This window comes from Maribacter arcticus (genome assembly GCF_900167935.1).
Classification (GTDB): domain Bacteria; phylum Bacteroidota; class Bacteroidia; order Flavobacteriales; family Flavobacteriaceae; genus Maribacter; species Maribacter arcticus.
On record NZ_FUYL01000008.1, the window covers coordinates 197,956 to 219,874 of the forward strand.

The 21,919-nt window shown below is 34.8% G+C and carries 16 protein-coding genes; 7 read left to right on the forward strand and 9 right to left on the reverse strand.

Going from position 1 to position 21,919, the window contains the following annotated elements:
• Positions 1-33: 33 nt before the first annotated feature.
• The gene (locus B5X55_RS13550; protein ID WP_079513168.1) at positions 34-948 is read right to left on the reverse strand and encodes a patatin-like phospholipase family protein; all 915 of its coding nucleotides are present in this window, start codon (positions 946-948) and stop codon (positions 34-36) included.
• Positions 945-3,020, reverse strand: coding sequence for a M1 family metallopeptidase (locus tag B5X55_RS13555; protein WP_079513169.1), 2,076 nt, complete (start codon positions 3,018-3,020; stop codon positions 945-947). The genes B5X55_RS13550 and B5X55_RS13555 overlap by 4 nt, the downstream gene beginning before the upstream one ends.
• 76 nt (positions 3,021-3,096) lie before the next feature.
• On the opposite strand from B5X55_RS13555, the gene recG reads away from it, so the two are divergent.
• The 5 genes from recG to leuB all read left to right on the forward strand — a co-directional run bounded on the left by recG (position 3,097) and on the right by leuB (position 10,164).
• Complete coding sequence (recG, locus tag B5X55_RS13560) at positions 3,097-5,202, forward strand: ATP-dependent DNA helicase RecG (RefSeq protein WP_079513170.1); 2,106 nt, start codon at positions 3,097-3,099, stop codon at positions 5,200-5,202.
• Between the two features lie 105 nt (positions 5,203-5,307).
• On the forward strand, positions 5,308-6,720 hold the full coding sequence (gene leuC / locus B5X55_RS13565; protein ID WP_079513171.1) for a 3-isopropylmalate dehydratase large subunit: 1,413 nt from the start codon (positions 5,308-5,310) through the stop codon (positions 6,718-6,720).
• Between the two features lie 100 nt (positions 6,721-6,820).
• Positions 6,821-7,417: a 3-isopropylmalate dehydratase small subunit gene (gene leuD / locus B5X55_RS13570; protein ID WP_079513172.1), complete on the forward strand. Its 597-nt coding sequence runs from the start codon at positions 6,821-6,823 to the stop codon at positions 7,415-7,417.
• A 30-nt stretch (positions 7,418-7,447) separates the two neighbouring features.
• Positions 7,448-8,962, forward strand: coding sequence for a hydroxymethylglutaryl-CoA lyase-like TIM-barrel protein (locus B5X55_RS13575; RefSeq protein ID WP_079513173.1), 1,515 nt, complete (start codon positions 7,448-7,450; stop codon positions 8,960-8,962).
• 146 nt (positions 8,963-9,108) lie between these two features.
• The gene (leuB, locus tag B5X55_RS13580; RefSeq protein WP_079513174.1) at positions 9,109-10,164 is read left to right on the forward strand and encodes a 3-isopropylmalate dehydrogenase; all 1,056 of its coding nucleotides are present in this window, start codon (positions 9,109-9,111) and stop codon (positions 10,162-10,164) included.
• Between the two features lie 93 nt (positions 10,165-10,257).
• Here leuB and B5X55_RS13585 read toward each other — a convergent pair whose 3' ends face one another.
• Both B5X55_RS13585 and B5X55_RS13590 read right to left on the reverse strand, forming a co-directional pair.
• Complete coding sequence (locus B5X55_RS13585; RefSeq protein ID WP_079513175.1) at positions 10,258-11,490, reverse strand: serine hydrolase domain-containing protein; 1,233 nt, start codon at positions 11,488-11,490, stop codon at positions 10,258-10,260.
• A 230-nt stretch (positions 11,491-11,720) separates the two neighbouring features.
• On the reverse strand, positions 11,721-12,929 hold the full coding sequence (locus B5X55_RS13590; protein WP_079513176.1) for an MFS transporter: 1,209 nt from the start codon (positions 12,927-12,929) through the stop codon (positions 11,721-11,723).
• 256 nt (positions 12,930-13,185) lie between these two features.
• Between B5X55_RS13590 and B5X55_RS13595 the strand changes: the two genes are divergently transcribed.
• Together B5X55_RS13595 and B5X55_RS13600 are read left to right on the forward strand one after the other, a co-directional pair.
• Positions 13,186-15,339, forward strand: a complete 2,154-nt coding sequence (locus B5X55_RS13595; protein ID WP_079513177.1) for a TonB-dependent receptor — start codon at positions 13,186-13,188, stop codon at positions 15,337-15,339.
• Positions 15,340-15,447: 108 nt separating this feature from the next.
• A complete protein-coding gene (locus B5X55_RS13600) occupies positions 15,448-16,089 on the forward strand; it encodes a hypothetical protein (RefSeq protein WP_079513178.1) in 642 nt (213 codons plus the stop codon).
• 35 nt (positions 16,090-16,124) lie between these two features.
• Here the strand turns inward: B5X55_RS13600 and B5X55_RS13605 are convergent, their stop codons facing one another.
• From B5X55_RS13605 to B5X55_RS13625, 5 genes are all read right to left on the reverse strand, one after another.
• The gene (locus tag B5X55_RS13605; RefSeq protein WP_079513179.1) at positions 16,125-17,711 is read right to left on the reverse strand and encodes an NADP-dependent glyceraldehyde-3-phosphate dehydrogenase; all 1,587 of its coding nucleotides are present in this window, start codon (positions 17,709-17,711) and stop codon (positions 16,125-16,127) included.
• A gap of 89 nt (positions 17,712-17,800) precedes the next feature.
• Positions 17,801-19,066, reverse strand: coding sequence for a threonine ammonia-lyase IlvA (gene ilvA / locus B5X55_RS13610; RefSeq protein ID WP_079513180.1), 1,266 nt, complete (start codon positions 19,064-19,066; stop codon positions 17,801-17,803).
• 170 nt (positions 19,067-19,236) lie between these two features.
• Positions 19,237-20,712 (reverse strand): ketol-acid reductoisomerase, encoded by a 1,476-nt coding sequence (gene ilvC, locus B5X55_RS13615; RefSeq protein ID WP_079513181.1) that lies wholly within the window; start codon positions 20,710-20,712, stop codon positions 19,237-19,239.
• A 39-nt stretch (positions 20,713-20,751) separates the two neighbouring features.
• The gene (ilvN, locus tag B5X55_RS13620) at positions 20,752-21,270 is read right to left on the reverse strand and encodes an acetolactate synthase small subunit (RefSeq protein WP_079513182.1); all 519 of its coding nucleotides are present in this window, start codon (positions 21,268-21,270) and stop codon (positions 20,752-20,754) included.
• A 60-nt stretch (positions 21,271-21,330) separates the two neighbouring features.
• Positions 21,331-21,909 (reverse strand): O-methyltransferase, encoded by a 579-nt coding sequence (locus B5X55_RS13625; RefSeq protein WP_079513183.1) that lies wholly within the window; start codon positions 21,907-21,909, stop codon positions 21,331-21,333.
• Positions 21,910-21,919: the final 10 nt, after the last annotated feature.

Consider the following 21,919-nt stretch of genomic DNA (forward strand, 5'->3'; position numbering starts at 1 on the left):
AATTCTAAGTGTTTTTTAGTCGCTAAAGAGAATTTATTCATTCTCATTTGGCTCAATAGGGTTTGTTTCTTCGTTCTTATTTTTGGCGTACAGATAACCTCTTTTCCACCACAAGGTCATTTTTGCTTTATCAAATATTAAAGAATTGGTAGTTAATATCGTTGGCGTATAGAACAGATTTATAATAGCGTTCTTTTGATTGGCAACCAATTTCCCTATTCTGATATTCTGATTTTCAATACGATCTAAAATAAAGCTCATCATTGTGGTAATCAGCTCGAACGGATTTCTAGATGCTACCCTATTCAAATAATTTACCTCGGTATGTAAAACAACAACATCTACCTCGGTTGCTCCTCTTTTAATTGCCTCTTCTATAGGTACAATACTTCCTAAACCTCCATCTGCATATTCACATCCATTTTTACGAACTAAACTCATGAATGGCGTATAGTTGGCCGATATCCAAATCCAATCACAGTAATCATCATACGTACAATCTTTAATAGATTTATACTCTACCTGATTTAATGATAAATTAGAAACCGTAATAATCACATCAGAATCACCGTGTTTTAATGTCTCGAACTCTTCAAGGGTTAAACTATTTTCAATTAATTTTCTAAGATTTTCACTTTCTCCAAAGGTCTTTTTTCCTACTAGAAAATTGCGTAGTACATTCCAATGATTAATGGAAATCTCTTCATTACCGCGGATATTTTTCACCAGAAAAGGGCAATTATTAAATATGCTCTTTTGATTGACATTAGAATAGATTTCCTTAATCTTATCTAATTTACCTAGAGCTAAATGAGAAATTAATAGACTTCCGGTAGAAGTTCCCACAAAAATATCATACTTTCTACCTTCTTCTTGAATTAGGTATTGGGCAACACCACCTGCAAAGGCGCCTTTACTACCGCCACCGGAAATAACTAATGCTTTCATTTAAAATTTAATTTCGTTTTAAGATAACGTAAATCTGTCGAACTAAGTTGCTTTGCTACCTTTTCAATTTCTTTTTTTTGTGCTTCATCATTCAACAAAGAATCTAACAATTGTCTAGAAAAATTTCTGAATTGCCACGAATGATGGTTAGTTGCCTTAATCAAATTAGCTAATCCGTCACCTTTAAGCGCCTTAATTTCAAATAAGTATTGAAAAGCAGTTTGTCGTACTTCCGGATTATAAATTGAACTAGTATACCCAATAAGTTCCTTATAATACGCAGTGTTTTCTGAAGGGTTGTAATCAGGGGTAAACAATGCCAACGTTAGCCAAAGCAAGCGTACATTCTTATTGGGTAGTCCAATAATATCTTTAGTTCTATCCAAGAAGACACTTCTATCATAATCAAAACTATTCCAAAGATTATAGAGCATCAATTCATTGGTAATATAACTGTCATCTAACAACAATGGCTTAACAAATTCTTTTGAAATCTCAGAAATTTTACTCATTTTCTGAGCAGCAAATTGTCTTATTTTAATATCATCATTAGTAAGTAAAGGCGAAAGTTCTAATTCAGGAAAACTTCCTTTTAGTTGAAGTAATTCTAGCTTCAGTTGTGTTGCAAGTTCTGAGTCCTTTAAAATATCACTAGAAGTAAAAGTTTTTTTATCACCATGTTTTAAGACATAATACATCCTTAAAGATGAACTATTTTTCATTAAATAATCTTTAGTTTCCTCCATAGGAAATACATCTCCCTCCAACCAAACCTCTTTAAAGTGTTTTAAGCTTTCACCACTCACCTCTTCCATTTCAGTAATAAAATCAGCTACAGTCACATTTTGGAACTGATATTTATCTAGGTATGTTTTTATTCCTTCTTTAAATGCAGAGTCCCCTATTTCTTCTCTAAGTATAGACATAGCCCAAGCACCTTTTTCATAAAAAGTAAGACTACTAGCTTTAGGATTCAGCAAACTCTCCCCTTCTCCTTTTTCAGAAATACCACTTAAAGTTTTTGCTGTATCGAATAACTTCCAATAGTAATAATCGTCACCAAACACTTCTTTTTCAGCCAAATAAGCAAAGTATGTTGCAAAGCCTTCATGTAACCAATGTTGCTCACTGTTCTTTTCAGTAACCAAATTACCAAACCATTGATGTGCCAATTCATGAGCATTAATATTCACATAATTTCTATCAATAAATGAAGTGGAATCAATAACGTAGGCATCAGAAAAAAAGGTAGCACTAGTATTTTCCATACCAGCATATAAAAAATCATGAACTGGTACTTGCTTATAATTTTGCCATGGATAAGCAACACCAATCTCGGTTTCTAAGAAATCAAAAATTCTTTTAGTATATCTATAAGTGGGTTCTACCTTTAAACTATCCTCAGGATAAAAATAATTCTCAATTGACACACCACTTTCAGATTTCAATACTTGCTTATTGTAATTACCAATAGCAAATGCTAACAAATAACTGCTCATTGGTTTTTCCATATCAAAAACCCAAATAGGAAACTTCTCTGTTTCATTTGATTTCATCACCAAATTACCATTCGCTATAACCTTATATTTCATATTTGCCTCAATGGTTAAATCGAACTCAATCTTTTCTTCCATATCATCAAAACTAGGCAACCAATGACTTGTGTATTTCCCTTGACCTTGCGTCCAAATTTGTTCGTTGCCATCTATTTCATCATCCCAACCAATAAAATAAACGGTTTGTTTTGGCTCGGTAACATATTCGATATTTAGTTTGTGAGATTGTCCTTTTTTGAATTTTCTCTTAATAATTAGAGATTTTTCAGTTTTTATATTATTTACAGGTTTTCCATCTAAATCTACCTTAGTAAAGGTTATGTTTTTGGCATCAAGAAAAATAGAATCTACATTTTGTTTTACTTCAAAATGATATACAACACTACCCTTTATTTGACGTTTTAGTGGCTCAGGCTTAATATAAACACTGGCTGCAGTAAAATCTACCTTATCTTGATGTTGACCATAGGTGAAACATGTAATGCAAAATATAAGTAGTATAAAAAAATTCTTCATGCAGATATGAATACTCTAGAAATCAAATTTAATAATTTTGCTTGTCGCAAATCTACCTAAACCCTACTTTAGTGGTATGAATGCTAATTTCTTGCAGACTCCCATTGTTTATTTAAAAGGTGTTGGCCCTAACCGTGCTGAAACCCTAAAATCAGAATTGGGAGTGGACACTTACCAAGATTTGCTGAATCTTTTTCCCAATCGATATATTGATAAAACACAATACTATAAAATCGGTCAATTACAGCGTAATAGTTCAGATGTTCAAATTATAGGCAAATTAGTCAATATTAAAACGGTCGAGCAAAAAAAAGGTACTCGACTAGTTGCCAGATTCATTGATGATACAGGAGAAATGGAATTGGTTTGGTTTAGAGGTCAGAAATGGATTCGCGAAAATTTAAAATTGAATACACCATATGTTATTTTCGGAAAATGCAACTGGTTCAATGGCACATTTTCAATGCCTCACCCAGAAATGGAACCGCTAAAAGAACATGAACAAGGTACAAAAGTGTACATGCAGCCAGTGTATCCTTCAACAGAAAAGTTAAGTAATAAAGGCATTACCAATAAAGTCATCAATAAACTGATGCAACAACTTTTTATAGAAGTCAACGGTAAATTTACCGAAAGTCTTTCTGATAAATTACTTTATGAATTAAAGCTAATTTCAAAAAGTGAAGCGCTGTTCAATATTCATTTTCCTAAAAATCAGGAGTTATTGGCAAAAGCACAATTCAGGTTAAAATTTGAAGAACTATTTTACATTCAACTTCAACTGATTGGTAAAAAACTATCAAGAAAAAAGAAGATTAAAGGTTTTCCGTTTACTGAGGTAGGTGACTATTTTAACGATTTCTATTCTAATAAGTTACCCTTCGAACTTACTGGGGCACAAAAACGAGTAATTAAGGAAATTAGAGCTGACCTTGGTAGCAATGCCCAAATGAATCGCCTATTACAGGGTGATGTGGGTTCCGGTAAAACAATCGTGGCGGTCATGACCATGTTGTTGGCTATCGATAACGGATTCCAAGCCTGCTTGATGGCACCAACAGAAATTCTTGCTAATCAGCATTTTAAAGGAATTTCAGAGCTTTTGGAGGGAACAGAAATAACATGTGCTTTACTGACGGGTTCCGTGAAGAAATCGGCTCGTAAACCAATCCACGAACAATTAGAAAGCGGAGAATTGAATATTCTTATTGGTACCCATGCGCTTTTAGAGGATAAAGTAAAGTACAAGAATTTGGGAATAGCTATCATTGATGAGCAGCACAGATTCGGAGTTGCCCAACGCTCTAAATTATGGCATAAAAATGAATATCCTCCGCATATATTAGTAATGACGGCTACACCCATACCTAGAACTTTGGCAATGAGTTTGTATGGCGATTTGGATATTTCTGTAATAGATGAACTACCGCCCGGTCGTAAGCCTATAAAAACTGTTCACCGTTATGATGCCAACCGTTTAAAAGTATTTGGTTTCATACGGGATGAAATAGAGAAAGGAAGACAGATTTATGTCGTATACCCTTTAATACAGGAATCTGAAGCCATGGATTATAAAGATTTAATGGATGGCTATGAGAGTATTGTTCGGGATTTTCCTCAACCAAAATATCAGATATCTATCGTTCACGGACAAATGAAACCTGCCGATAAGGAATTTGAAATGAACCGATTCGTACGTGGTGAAACACAAATAATGGTCGCCACAACGGTAATTGAGGTTGGTGTTAACGTGCCTAATGCTTCGGTTATGATTATTGAAAGTGCCGAACGCTTTGGACTATCTCAATTACATCAATTACGTGGTCGTGTAGGCCGTGGGGCAGACCAAAGCTTTTGTATTCTAATGACCAGTCATAAATTATCAACAGAGGCAAAAACTCGATTAGAAACTATGGTGGCTACCAATGACGGATTCGAAATTGCCGAAGTAGATCTTAAACTTCGTGGACCAGGTGATTTAATGGGCACCCAGCAAAGCGGATTATTAAACTTAAAGATTGCAGATATTATTAAGGATAATGACATCCTTAAAACGGCACGTTATTATGCCCTTCAATTATTAAAAGAAGACCCATCATTAAGCAAACCAGAGAATCTTATTATTAGACACATGTATGCTCAATTGGTAAAACATAAAAATATCTGGACTTATATTAGTTAGTTTTATTTTTAACACATTTATCGTTGAACATCGTAATTTAGAAGGGTCTTAATTTCCTAAAAACCCTTGTTTTTAATAGATTTGTGCACTTAGATTAGAAAGAATATGAGCGCAACTAAAACATTATTTGACAAAGTGTGGGATTCCCACGTAGTACATAAAATACAAGATGGTCCAGATGTTCTGTTTATTGACAGACACATGGTTCATGAAGTAACTAGTCCGGTTGCTTTTTTAGGATTAAAAAACAGAAGTATTCCTGTAATGCATCCTGAGAAAACATTTGCAACAGCTGACCACAATACACCAACCATAAACCAACATTTACCAATTGCAGATCCACTTTCTGCAAATCAATTAAGAATGTTGGAAGAAAATGCCAATGAATATGGTATTTCTTATTGGGGATTAGGTCATGCAAAAAATGGTATTGTACACGTTGTAGGTCCTGAATACGGTATAACCCAACCAGGTGCTACTATAGTATGTGGAGATTCACATACTTCAACGCACGGTGCTTTTGGTGCTATTGCTTTTGGTATTGGTACATCTGAAGTTGAAATGGTATTGGCTACACAATGTATTATGCAGCCTAAGCCAAAGAGAATGCGTATCAATGTTAACGGTAAAATGAGCAAAGGGGTAACACCTAAAGATGTTGCCTTGTTCATTATTTCTCAATTGACCACTTCTGGGGCTACAGGATATTTTGTAGAATATGCGGGTGAAATTTTCAGAGACATGAGTATGGAAGGTCGTATGACCGTTTGTAACTTAAGTATAGAAATGGGTGCCCGTGGTGGTATGATTGCACCTGACGAAAAAACATTTGAATATATAAAAGATCGCGAATTCACACCAAAAGGTGCAGATTGGGATAAAGCAATGGCATATTGGGAAACTTTATATACAGATGAAGATGCCATATTTGATAAAGAATTAACTTTTGACGGTTCGTTAATAGAACCAATGATTACTTACGGTACAAACCCAGGAATGGGTATGGGGATTTCAAATGATATTCCTATGGCAAGTGCTGTACAAGGTGGTGCCACTACGTATCAGAAATCATTGAAATATATGGAATTCAATGAAGGTGATAGTATGATGGGGAAACCAATCGACTTCGTATTCCTTGGAAGTTGTACTAATGGTAGAATTGAAGATTTCAGAGCATTTGCCTCTATTGTAAAAGGAAGAAAGAAGGCTGATAATGTAACAGCATGGTTGGTTCCTGGATCTCATAAAGTTGAAGCGGCGATAAAAGAAGAAGGTATTCTTGATATTTTAATCGAATCCGGATTCGAGCTTCGTGAGCCTGGTTGTTCCGCCTGTTTGGCAATGAACGATGATAAGGTTCCTGCTGGAAAATTAGCCGTAAGTACATCAAACAGAAACTTTGAAGGAAGACAAGGTCCCGGTTCAAGAACTTTATTGGCTAGTCCGTTAGTAGCTGCTGCAGCTGCCGTAACTGGTAAAGTAACAGACCCAAGAGAATTAATGGTAGAACTTGTATAACAAGTTTGCTATTAGCTATTGGCAGTTGGCCATTAGCAAAAATCTATTTATTAATACAAAACGCTAAAGGTTAAAGGCCCTTAGCTAAAAGCTATAAAAAATGGCATACGATAAATTCAATATATTAACTTCAACTGCAGTTCCCTTACCAATAGAGAATGTAGATACAGATCAAATAATTCCTGCACGATTTTTAAAAGCAACTGAACGTGTTGGTTTTGGCGATAACCTCTTTAGAGACTGGCGTTACAACCAAGACAATACCTTGAAAGAAGACTTTGTACTAAATCAAGATAAATTTAGCGGAAAAATATTAGTAGGTGGAAAAAACTTTGGTTCAGGATCTTCTCGTGAGCATGCTGCTTGGTCAGTATATGATTATGGATTTAGATGTGTAGTATCTAGTTTTTTTGCTGATATTTTTAGAGGTAACTGTTTAAATATTGGCGTATTACCAGTACAAGTTAGTGCTGATTTTTTACAAAAAATATTTGATGCAGTTGAGGCTGACCCATCTGTTGAATTAGAAATTAGTTTACCAGAACAAAAGATAGTTTTGCTTTCTACAGGAGAAAGTGAATCTTTTGACATCAATGGTTATAAGAAAAATAACATGCTAAACGGTTTTGATGATATCGATTACTTATTGAACATCAAAAAAGACATCGAGACGTTCGCGGAAAATACACCATTATAATCCAAGTTTTCATTTAACGGAAGAACACTAATGAAAAGAAAATTGGAAATTATGGATACCACCCTTAGGGATGGTGAACAAACTTCTGGGGTATCCTTTTCTGCATCAGAAAAATTAACCTTAGCAAAACTACTTTTAGACGAGCTTAAGGTAGACCGTATTGAGGTCGCTTCAGCTCGTGTTTCTGATGGTGAGCTTGAAGCTGTTCAAAAAATTACCGAGTGGGCAGCTACCAAAGGATATTTAGAACGTGTAGAGGTTCTTACTTTTGTAGATGGTGGTATTTCGTTAGATTGGATGCAAAAATCGGGTGCGATTTCTCAAAATCTACTGACAAAAGGTTCTTTGAACCATTTAGAACACCAGCTAAAGAAAACTCCAAAACAACATTTTTCAGAAATAAGTGAAATTTTCAAAAATGCATCCGAAAGAGGTATTATTAATAATATCTATCTAGAGGATTGGAGTAATGGTATGCGAAATTCAAAAGCGTATGTTTTTAAATTTTTAGAATTTCTTTCTACTCAACCCGTTAAAAGAATTTTATTACCAGATACATTGGGTATTTTAACCCATACTGAAACATATGCATACATCTCAGAGATAGTTCAAAAATTTCCCGATTTGCATTTTGATTTTCATGGTCACAACGATTATGATTTAGGTGTAGCCAATATCATGGAAGCTGTAAAGGCGGGTTGCCATGGTCTACACTTAACTGTAAACGGTATGGGAGAACGTGCTGGCAATGCTCCTATGGCAAGTGCAGTAGCTGTAATTAATGACTTTTTACCAGAAGTTGAAATCAATGTAAATGAAACCTCCCTATTTAAAGTAAGTAAACTAGTTTCTGCATTTACAGGGTTTACAATACCAGCCAATAAACCAATAGTTGGAGATAATGTATTTACTCAAACAGCAGGTATACATGCTGACGGAGATAGTAAAAAGAACTTGTATTTTAGTGACTTAATGCCAGAGCGTTTTGGTAGAAAACGAAAATATGCATTAGGTAAAATGTCTGGCAAAGCAAACATTCAGAAGAACTTGCAAGAACTTGGACTGACACTTAATGATGATGAATTAAAAAAGGTAACGGCTAGAATTATAGAACTAGGGGATAAAAAGGAACGGGTTACTAAAGATGATCTGCCTTTTATAATTTCAGATGTTTTAGATACTTCAGATTATAAGCAAAAGGTTTTTGTAAAATCTTATGTATTGACACATGCTAAAGGTTTAATGCCTTCCACTACCCTGTCTGTTGAAGTAGATGGCAAAGTTTACGAAGCCCATGCACAAGGTGATGGACAGTATGATGCTTTTATGAATGCCTTAAAAAAAGTATATATTGCCAAAAATAAAACATTACCTAAATTAACAGATTATGCAGTAAGAATACCACCAGGTAGTACATCTGATGCACTCTGTGAAACGGTAATTACTTGGGAAATGGATGGAAAAGAATTTACCTCTAGAGGGTTAGATTCTGACCAAACGGTAAGTGCCATCAAGGCGACCGAAAAAATGTTGAATATTATATAGGAACACAGTCATTTAAAGCAAAACGAAACAATCTGTTTCAGTTTTGTAGGAAGATGAAAGTAGTTTTAATGGAGAAAATAAGTATAAATTAAACAGATTGCTTGGTACCTCGAAAAGACGTTTCGAGCAACATACAACTAAATAAAATGAAATTAAATATTGCCTTATTGGCCGGTGATGGTATCGGTCCAGAAGTTATTGATCAAGCGGTAAAGGTATGTGATGCCATTGCTAAAAAATACCACCATGACATCAATTGGAAACCTGCCCTTACCGGTGCAGCAGCCATTGATGCTGTTGGTGAGCCTTATCCTGATGAAACACATGAAATTTGTGCCAATGCAGATGCCGTTCTTTTTGGCGCAATTGGTCATCCTCGTTTTGACAATGATCCATCGGCGAAAGTACGTCCAGAGCAAGGATTATTGAAGATGAGACAAAAATTAGGATTGTTTGCAAATGTACGTCCAACCTTTACTTTCCCTTCTCTAATCGATAAATCTCCCTTAAAAAGAGATAGAATTGAGGGTACTGATTTAATCATTTTAAGAGAATTAACGGGCGGAATCTATTTTGGTGAACGTGGTAGAAAAGATGACGGTAATACGGCATATGATACCATGACATATAAACGTTTCGAAATTGAGCGTTTGGCTAAAAAAGGTTTTGACATGGCTATGAAGCGTTCTAAGAAATTATGTTGTGTTGATAAGGCAAACGTATTGGAATCTTCTAGATTATGGAGAGAAACGGTTCAGGGGATGGAAAAAGATTATCCTGAAGTAGAAGTTACTTATGAGTTTATAGATGCTGTAGCTATGCGTTTAATTCAATGGCCAAAAGGATATGATGTAATTATTACAGCAAACCTATTTGGTGATATCTTAACTGATGAAGCTTCTGTTATTGCTGGTTCTATGGGTCTAATGCCTTCTTCTTCAGTAGGTAGTAAAGTTTCTTTATATGAACCAATACACGGTTCTTACCCACAAGCTGCAGGTAAGGATATTGCTAATCCTTTAGCTACTGTACTTTCAGCAGCTATGCTATTTGAAGATATGAATATGACCGAAGAGGCAGAGGAAATCAGAAGAGTTGTCAATAAATCATTAGCAGAAGGGTACGTTACCGAAGATCTTGCTGATGGAGGTAAAAGTTATAAAACTAGTGAAGTTGGCGATTGGTTGGCCAGCAACATCTAATAATTACATTTTAAATAAAAAGTCCCTTTAATCATTTGATTAAAGGGACTTTTTTATAAGTAAAATTCTTATGGCTAAATTACCTGAAAATTATTATAAGCTTCCTGGTGTTGATATATCTTGCTCATAAATACTTTTAACAATAGCATGAATATCTGGTATAACTGTTCTTGCTAATTTTGAATTGCCATTTAACAATACACAAATGCCTAAATCTGAATCTGGAAATAGTGCAATTTCGTTTCTATAATTATTTACACTTCCGCCGTGATGCCAAATAGTTTCTTCTGCCGATTTTTCGTTTTCCTTTAAAGTATGAATACGCCATCCAAATCCATAAGCAGACGTTAAGTGACCTGGCCATCTTTGGTAATATTTACTGTGCCCGTTTAAAGCAATATATGGCTTAAACACTTGTTCGACAGCATCCTTAGCCATTACTTCTGGATTATGCCCAAGCAAAAAACGCATCCATTTTGCCATATCAAGTGAACTAGCATTGATACCACCTGCTGCAATGGCATTGTAGTATTTATCCGTTAAAGACAAAGCTCTCCAATGACCTTTACTTTTGGTATGTGGTAAAGCAACATTATTAGAATTAATTAATGTTTGATGGTCCATAGATACCGATTGCATGTTCAATGGCTTAAAAAACTTATCAGCCAACAAAGTTTGAATATCCTTACCAGTAGCTTTCAACATAATTTCTTGACTCAATGAAAACATGGCATTCTGGTAACTATATTGAAGCCCAGGTTCGGCAATAGGTTGAACTTCATTAAAACGACCAGCAATTTTAGACATCGATATACCAGCTTCAACTAAATTGGTAAAACTGTGATATGGCGTTCCAGAGGTATGAGATAAAAGATGGGCTATTTCAACTTTCTCTGTATTAATTTTATTTCCAAATTTAAAATCAGGAATGAACTCAACGACTTTATCATTCCAATGTATTTTACCTTCACTTTCAAGATTGGCAGCTAATACACCTGTAAAGCCTTTCGATATTGACCCTAGTCTAAAAAGCGTTTCTCCATCTACATTTTCAATTCCCTTTACACTTCTTTTTCCAAATCCATTAGAAAGTATAACAGAATCACCACTAACTATACTTACCCCCGCACCTACTATATCTCCAGATTTAATTGCCTGGTCAAAATAAGTGGTTAATGCCGATTTCAAAGCTTGTTGCCGTATGGCATATAATTTTATTTCCCGTTTCTCCGCTAAAGTTTTAACAGGGTTCGAATTAGAAATAATTGCCTTTGAATGTTCTGGTTTAAATGACGAAGCAGTGAGAACGAATAGTATAAGAACCATTACTATAGTTCCGAGGAATAATTTAGTTCGTTGCACAATTAAGTAGGTTTAGGTTCTTTAATAACGCGTTAAAATACATTTAAGTACGATAAAATACCCAAATTACAAAATTTAACACGAAAATCGAACCATACGCCAAAAGCAATTAAATATATTGTTAAGCTAACTTATCTAAATTTTGAGAATAAAAAAAGGAACCTATAAATTAGGTTCCTTTTTTATATAACGTATTAAGTCTCCAAACTACTAATAGCCATTTTCTTGTATTTAATTGCTCTTCTTTTTCGTACAATTAAAATAGCTACTGCTATTGAAACACCAGCAAAAGCTAAAATTGCACCTACCAAACTAGAGTAAATAATTCCATATCCAAATGCTATTGGTAATCCGGCTAAATATGCGCCTGAAGCATTACCCATATTAAAGGCACTTTGATTCATTGATGAACCCAACATTTCAGAACCCTTAGAGGTGTTGATTATTGCCATTTGTATAGGAGTAGAAACAGTAAAAGATATTACCCCAATCATAAAAGTCATTCCCATTAATAAATAAGGATTAGTAGCGATAAACATATTCAATATTAAAACCGCAGACATGACCGATAGACTAATAATCACCGCTTTTAACGGAGAGAACAATTCTGCCATTTTCGCACCCAAAAAATTACCGACAACCATACCTAACCCAGCAAGCATCATCGCGTACCCAACAAAGTGATTAGGTAAGCCCGCAACATCAGTGATTAACGGTGCAACGTAACTATACCATGCGAAAAAACCGCCAGTACCAATGGTCGTTAAAGCAATCAAAGCCCAAAGTTCAGTATTCTTCAAACCTTTTGTGACACTTACATTTTGCTCTGAAGCCTCAATTTCTATTTTCGGCATCCACAAATAAATACTGGCAAGTGCCAAAAGTCCTACAAATCCTACTAAATAAAAAGAAACACTCCAGCTAAACTGTTGCCCTAAATAAGTTCCTATCGGTACTCCAATTACGTTCGCTACAGTTAATCCTGAAAACATTATTGCAATACCTTGTGCGGATTTACCTTTTTTAGCCAGTTTTGTTGCCACAACAGCACCAATACCAAAAAATGCGCCATGTGGAATTCCTGATAGAAATCGTAGAAAAAGAAGACTCTTATAACCAGATGCTAACCCCGATAACGTATTGAAAACGGTGAACCATATCATTAGCAAGAACAACATTTTCTTTGGAGACAGTTTTGAACCAATACCAGTAAGTAAGGGAGCACCCACTACTACACCTAAAGCATATGCTGCAATAAAATGACCCGCTTGTGGAATTGTAACCCCCAAAGAACCAGACACTTCGGTCAAAATTCCCATAATCACAAATTCGGTAAGGCCTATACCGAAACCTCCTATGGCTAAAGCGAATAATGCTTTTTTGTTAGACTTTATAGTATTCATACCTTAATAATTTTTAAGTTCTACACATAGACGATAATAGTTCAATAGCACAACTAAAAATGCAAAGTTAAAACCATTATATGGTTATAAACTCTTTTGAGTTACCATATTTATGTTATTAATTACCCATTATAAATAGTTGATTTCGACTATCAATTACAATTCAGTTTATAATATCCACAACTCAGAAAATCATTTTCTATAAAACTTCATTAACAATTCATATTTGTGACTTCAATCAAAAATATAATTTACGATGAAGACTTTATCACTACTATTGTTTACTCTAATTCATGTTAACCTATTTGCACAAAACACAGTAACAGGAAAGGTAATTGACCATCAAGGAGTACCAATTATGGGTGCAAATGTATATTTAAAAGGTACATATGACGGCACGGCAACTATTGAAAATGGACTATTCTCTTTTGAAACTGAAAAACAAGGAGGACAAACATTAATAGTATCATCAATTTCTTTTGAGACCTATTCTAAAACGGCAGAAATCAGCTTCTTTAACAATGTAATCATTAAACTAAAGGATGATGTAAACACTTTAGATGCGGTCACTGTAAATGCTGGTACTTTCAAAGCAGGTGACAATGCAAAAGTAACCGCTTTGAAACCTTTAGATATTGTAACCACAGCCGGTGCGTTGGGCGATTTCGTAGGGGCATTACAAACTTTGCCCGGAACGAGTAATGTTGCCGAAGATGGTAGGCTATTCGTAAGAGGTGGCGATGCAGAAGAAACACAAATCTTTGTGGACGGTATGCGGGTATTTACACCTTACTCCCCTTCCGCCAATAATATTCCGTCAAGAGGGAGGTTATCGCCATTTTTATTTAAGGGAATCACTTTTTCTACCGGTGGATATTCTGCCGAATACGGTCAGGCATTGTCCAGTGTTTTACTATTGAATAGTGTTGACGAGCCACAAGAGGAAAAAACTGAGATCGCAATAATGTCTGTTGGCGTCGGGCTTGGGAATACCCAAAAATGGAATAAGAGCTCATTGAGCTTAAATACATCCTACATTAATTTAGCACCTTATCAGAAATTATATTCAGATAATAATAAATGGCACAAGCCAGTAGAATCTTTAGGAGGTGAAGCGGTATACCGATATAGATTTAATAATGACGGATTATTAAAAGTTTATGGAGCATATAGTGCCGTAAATTTTGATTTAACCCAAGAAGATATTAATGAAATAGATGGTGTACGATTCGGATTAAAAAATAGAAACTTATATGTGAATACATCATATAAAGATTTCTTAGAAAAAGATTGGAGCATTGCCACAGGCGTCAGCTTTGCAAACGACCGTTCTGATTTAAAATTTAGTTCTGCAAACATCACTGATATTGAAAATTCAGCTCACTTTAAATTTACTCTGAACAAGTACTTTTCTAGCCGATATAAATTAAACTTTGGGGCAGAATACTTTATCACAAACTTCACCGAAAACTATAACGACGATACCATTGAAAATGAATATGGTTTTGATAATACTATTTTTAGTAGTTTTATTGAAACCGATATTTTCTTCTCAAAAAATCTTGCGACTAAAATTGGGATACGAGGTGAATATTCTGAACTTTTACAGGAGTTCAATCTGTCCCCTAGAATTTCTTTAGCCTATAAATCAGGCGCAAACTCTCAATTTTCATTAGCCTACGGTGAATTTTTTCAAAATCCGAAAAATGAGTATTTAAAATTTAACTATGATTTTACTGCTGAAAATACCACCCATTTGATTGCCAATTATCAATATGTAAAAAATAAACAAATCTTTAGAGCAGAGGCTTATTACAAAGATTATAATGATTTAGTAAAGTACGATACACCATTGGCACTACCTATTTCTAGTTATTCGAATTCGGGTAATGGGTATGCAAAAGGACTCGATGTTTTTTGGAGGGATAACAAATCAATCAAAAACACTGAATATTGGTTGTCCTATTCTTTCTTGGACACAGAGAGGGATTATAAAAATTACCCCACAAATGCGACCCCAAATTTTGCTTCTAAACACAATGCCTCAATTGTTCTAAAACGTTGGATAGAAGCATGGAAAAGTCAGGCAGGTCTGAGTTATAATTTTGCTTCTGGACGTACGTTTACAGACCCTAACAAAGGAGGGTTTTTGACCGAACAAGCTAAAAACTTCCATTCTTTAAACTTTAATTACGCCTATTTAATAAGTCAACAAAAGATTTTGTACTTCTCCATAAGCAATGTCCTAGGAACGCAAAATATAAATGGATACCAATATGCTAACCAAACAAATACCGAGGGCATATTTGACCGTAGAACAATTTCACCAGCTGCGGACCGCTTCTTTTTCGTGGGATTCTTTTGGACCATAAGCGACAATAAGAATGATAATCAACTTGATAATCTTTAGATATTACAATTCATTACCATAATACTACAGCTCGGTCATCTATTTTATTAAAAAAATCAGAATAGAAAGATATTTGAACAATAATAAATAACTATAAAACTTTTAATCATGAAAACAATAATTCTAATTGCCACATTCATTTTCACATTAAACTTAACCGCACAAACTCCGTACGAAAAAGGCATGGGCAATGCGTTTGAGATATGGGAACAAGGAAAAAACATAGAAGCCATACAAATGTTCGAAAGAATTGCATCTGTAGAAACTGATAATTGGCTACCGTCCTATTACGCTGGTTTAATTGAGATAATAGGCAGTTTTACTGTAAAGGATGAAGCATTGCTAACTACAAAACTCACAAGAGCAAAAGCTTTTTTAGATACAGCATCATCTATATCAGAAGATAATCCAGAGATACTAGTTTCGTACGCGCTACTAAATACAGCTTACATTGCTTTTGACGGTCAGAAATACGGTATGACTTTGTCTGGGGAGAATAATGGCATTTATAATAAGGCAGAAACTATTGCCCCGAACAACCCAAGAGTACTATTAAGCAAAGCTGAATGGGATATGGGGTCGGCAAAATTCTTTGGACAATCAATTACACCTTTTTGTGAAGATGTAGACCGTGCTATAGTATTGTTTAAAGAGGAAAAACAAACCATTCCATTTTATCCATACAACGGGCTAGATAGAGCAGTAGAAATTAGTGCCAATTGTAAAAAAGAAATCTCCCCTAAAGAATAGGAGAGGTTTCTTTAAAATTAATTTAGACTCTATTATTATAAAATATAATCTGTACTTACAAAGTTTGAAAGTTTTGCTTCTAACAAATGTTGAATAATTTCTGTATTCAATTCATTGTCTTTAAATGCAACAAAAGTTCGAATAGAGAAAGAGCGTAATGCATCATGAACACTTAAGGTAGCTTGTGCAGAATCTTTTCGTCCTGTAAACGGATATACATCTGGACCTCTTTGGCAAGAGCTGTTCAAATTCACACGACAAACCAAATTAACCAAGGTGTCGATTAATGGCGAAAGTGCGTACACATCTTTACCAAATAAACTTACTTGTTGACCATAATTACTTTCGGCCATATCATCTAAAGGTTCTTCAATATCCGTAAAAGGTACTATAGGTATAATTGGTCCGAATTGTTCTTCTTGGTACACCCTCATATCTTTAGTCACCGGATACAAAACAGCTGGCCAGATAAAATTATCGAATCGTTTACCACCTTTTTTGTTTAATATTTTCGCCCCTTTTGCAAGAGCATCATCAATAAGCTCTTGAATATATTCTGGTTTTCCTGGTTCAGGTAACGGAGTTAACTTAACACCATCATCCCACGGGTTACCAAATTTCAACTCATCGACTTTTTTTGCGAAGCTTTCATTAAATTTCGACCTAATATCTTCATGAACATACACCACTTTTAACGCCGTACAACGTTGACCGTTAAAAGATAAGGTGCCTGCCAAACATTCATTAATTGTCAAATCTAAATCTGCATCAGGTAAAATAATCGCCGGGTTTTTTGCTTCTAAACCTAAAACCAAACGTAAACGATTACTCTTTGGATGTTGATCCTGTAAGGCATTGGCAGATTTACTATTACCAATTAATGCAAGAACATCAACTTTTCCTGTTTGCATAATAGGAGCAGCAACTGTTCTTCCTCTACCAAAAATAACATTGACCACACCTTTTGGAAAACTAGTTTGAAAAGCTTCTAGTAAAGGTGTAATTAATAGCACACCATGTTTCGCTGGCTTAAATATGGTAGTATTACCCATAATAATAGCAGGAATCAAAAGTGCAAATGTTTCGTTCAAAGGATAATTATAAGGTCCTAAACATAAAACAACACCTAATGGCCCTCTTTTAATATGTGCATAAACTCCGTCGTGCTTCTTAAACTTTGCAGCATCACGATCTAGCTGTTTATAGTCTTCAATAGTATCTTCGATATATTCAACTGTACGATCAAATTCTTTTTGAGAATCGGGCAAAGACTTACCAATCTCCCACATTAATAATTTTACAACTTCCTCTCGTTTAGTCTTCATTTTTACCACGAAAACTTCCATGCATTCAATACGGTCTTTTACATGCATAGTTGGCCAAATACCTTGACCACGATTGTATGCCTTTAAAGCCCCATTCAAAGCGTCTAACGCTTCCGCCTCTTTTAAATCAGGAATACTACCCAATAGCGTTGGCTTATAATCACTGGTAGAAGAAATAGTTGAATAAACTTCTGTTGTTTCCCCTTTCCACTCCTTTAATTCACCATCAACTAGATAATGCCGTTGATCTATAGTTGATGTAATTTTATATTGTTCTGGTATTTTAATATCGCTCATTATTTTCTTCTATTATAAAATCTAATTGATGAATCATTTATTGATTTCTAAATATTTATAGAAATTTAATCGTAATAATTAAATATAGTTTAAACCAAATACTCAAACAAATCAGGTTTATCATTTATATAATCGCCATAAAAATTGTTAGTTTTCATACGTTCAATTAATGGTTGTAAATCTTCAGGAGACTTAAGTTCAATACCTACCACTGCCGGAGCATTTTCGCGACTCGATTTCTTTGAGTATTCAAAATGTGTAATATCATCGTTGGGTCCTAAAATATCAACGACAAATTCTTTAAGTGCACCGGGTCGTTGGGGAAATCGAATAATGAAATAGTGTTTAAGCTTACCATACAATAAGGCTCTCTCTTTTATTTCTGCAGTTCTAGTAATATCATTATTACTACCACCAATGATACATACTATATTTTTTCCTTTAATTTCATCTTTATAATCATCTAATGCCGCAATGGTTAAAGCTCCTGCAGGCTCAACAACGATAGCATCTCTATTATAAAGGTCAAGAATCGTTTGGCAGACCTTACCCTCATCAATAGTTATCATTTTATCTAAATAATAATTACAAATAGGAAATGTCAACTCACCCACCTTTTTAACGGCGGCTCCATCAATAAATTTATCGATATGTTCGAGTGCTACGACCTTACCCATATCCATAGAGGTTTTCATAGAAGGAGCACCTTTGGGTTCTACGCCTATGATTTTGGTACTTGGAGATAGTTCACTGAAAACACTTATTAGACCTGATGCCAAGCCACCCCCACCAATACAAACAAAAAGATAATCGATTGGCATCTTGGTTTGTTCTATTAACTCAAGCCCAACAGTTGCCTGACCTTCTATAATTTTTGGATCATCGAATGGATGAACAAATATTTTTCCAGTCTCCTGACCATACTTGCGAGCTGCTAGTGAGGCATCGTCGAATGTATCACCTTCTAGTACTATTTCTACCCAATCACCACCGAATAAATTCGTCTGTTCAACTTTTTGCTTTGGCGTAACCGAAGGCATATAGATGGTACCCTTTATCTTCAAATGAAAACATGCGAATGCTACACCTTGTGCATGATTGCCTGCACTTGCACAAATAACTCCTTTAGCTCTTTCTTCTTTAGAAAGAGAACTTATTTTATTATATGCTCCTCTAATTTTATAAGAACGAACCCTTTGTAAATCTTCGCGTTTTAAACGAACCTGACATTCAAATTGTTTTGAAAGCCTAATACTTTCCGTCAAAGGGGTTACTTCTGAAATTTCAGAAATAATCTTTGCTGCATTTCTTATATCATCTAATTTTGGAAAATAAGTTGGCTTCTTTCCTTTCATATAATTTGCTATTTCTGCTAAACTCTATCGTAAATAAATCGATAACCACCTCGAAACTTAAATTGTCCGCCTAAGAACAATTCGATTAATGCTACAATTCAAGAATGGACTGTAACTTTTCGAATGTACTCAACCGGACAATTAGTATGACTACGTAAGATTTAAAAAATCTAAACTATAGGTTTCATTGCAGTCATTGACTCACGTAAACGTGCACCAACAATCTCTACCGGATGTTCACGTAATGCTTTATTAACGGCAATCAATTTTGCGTTATCAACGTCATTATCCATATTTTCAGAGAAGTTTTTACCGATAACATCTGTGTCAATATTTTTCATAAAACCTGTCAAAAGAGGCTTACAGGCATGATCAAAAAGATAACAACCATATTCAGCTGTATCAGAAATAACACGGTTCATTTCGAACAATTTCTTACGTGCGATTGTATTAGCTATTAATGGTGTTTCGTGAAGTGATTCGTAATATGCAGATTCAGCGATAATACCTGATTCTGTCATTGCTTCAAAAGCCAATTCAACACCAGCTCTTACCATTGCAATCATTAACACTCCATTGTCATAAAATTCTTGCTCAGTAATATCTTGATTACCTGCAGGTGTTTTCTCAAAAGCAGTCTCTCCTGTTGCGGCTCTCCATGTTAAAAGATTTTTATCATCATTAGCCCAATCTTCCATCATTGTTTTAGAAAAATGACCGGTCATAATATCATCCATATGTTTTTGAAACAACGGACGCATAATATCTTTTAATTCTTCTGATAATTCAAATGCTTTTATTTTAGCAGGATTTGAAAGACGATCCATCATATGCGTGATACCACCATACTTCATACCCTCAGTGATGGTTTCCCATCCGTATTGAATCAATTTCGACGCATAGCCAGCATCTATTCCTTTTTCAATCATTTTATCAAAGCAAAGAATAGAACCTGTTTGTAACAAACCACAAAGTATGGTTTGCTCACCCATTAAATCTGACTTTACTTCTGCAACAAATGAAGATTCCAAAACACCAGCTTTATGACCACCGGTACCAGCTGCATATGCTTTAGCTTGCTCTAATCCTTTTCCTTCTGGATCATTTTCTGGGTGTACCGCAATTAATGTTGGTACACCAAAACCTCTTTTATATTCTTCACGTACTTCTGAACCAGGACTTTTTGGAGCTACCATGATTACTGTCAAATCTTTACGAACTTGAGTACCTTCTTCTACTATATTGAAACCGTGCGAATAAGAAAGGGTTGCCCCCTTTTTCATTAACGGCATAACCGCACCAACTACAGCAGTATGTTGTTTGTCTGGTGTTAAATTGATTACCACATCTGCACTAGGGATCAATTCTTCGTATGTACCTACTGTAAAACCGTTTTCATTAGCATTAATAAAAGATTGTCTTTTTTCTTTTATCGCAGCATCTCTAAGGGTATAAGCAATATCCAAACCAGAATCTCTCATGTTCAAACCTTGGTTCAAACCTTGCGCACCACAACCTACGATTACAATTTTTTTGCCCTTTAAAGCATTTACACCATCTGCAAACTCAGATGAATCCATGAAGCGGCATTTTCCAAGTTGCGTTAATTTATCTCTTAATGATAGTGTATTAAAATAATTGGCCATTTTATATTTACTTTATTAATTATTGAATTGATTCGTTATTTAAAATTCTTTTAGTATTGCCGAAATCTGCATGACGTCTTTAGTGACCGAAATTCGCCCAGAACGTACAAACTGCATGATACCATAAGGTTTTAATTGATCATACATTTCATCAACTTCACTTCTTCTCCCGCTTTTAGCGATAACAAAGAAATCTCTTGAAACTGTCACAATTTGAGCATTATTATCTTTAATTATATTCTGAATTTGACGTTCATCGAAAAGGAGACCAGATGCAATCTTGAATAAAGCTGATTCTTGATAAATTGTTTCATCATCAGTATGATAAAATGCTTTAATCACTTCAATTTGCTTTTCAATTTGACCTACAATGTTATGTACCCATTTTTCTGTAGTATTCACTACAATAGTAAATTTAGACACATCGTCTATCTCTGACTTAGAGACGTTTAAACTCTCTATATTAATATGTCTCTTTAAAAATATTCCTGAAATCCTATTCAGTAATCCAACATTGTTTTCTGAATATACTGATATTGTAAACCATTTATTTTCCATAAGCCATTTTCCTTTTCTTTTATGCAAAAGAATTTTATGGGATCGTTTAATTAATTTTTATTATTTCTTTACTGCCAAGATCAAACCAGTTGACCATTTCATTTTTGTCAATTGAAAATCGACACGCTTCTCTAAGTATGCTGTTAATTGAATTACATTATCTTCATGCCCCTCTGGCCAGTTAGGTTGCTTTGTCATATCATCTATGATGTAAAACCCACCAACCTTTACTAGGTCTAAAATTTCATCAATCTCGCTATATTTTCCTGGCCACGCATCTGCAAAAATTAAATCAAATTTTTCTCCAGCATATTCCTTTATCCATTGAGTACCATCCTTACAAATCAATTCGATTCTATTATCATTCCCAAAATAAGTTTCAGCAATGTCCGTCAACTCCTTGTCATTATCGACTGAAGTTAAATGAGAATTATTATCCATTCCTTCAATCATCCAAGAAAGACTTAAACCTATTCCAGTTCCTATTTCCAGGAACCTTCCGTTAGGTTTCGAAGCGATAAGTGTTTTTAGAAAGCTACCAACATACAAATCTGATGGCATAGTAAATCCTATTTCTTCAGATTTACGCACAATTTCCTTATGAATAGTTGGAATATCTTGTATGTTTGAATCATTCATTTTTACAACT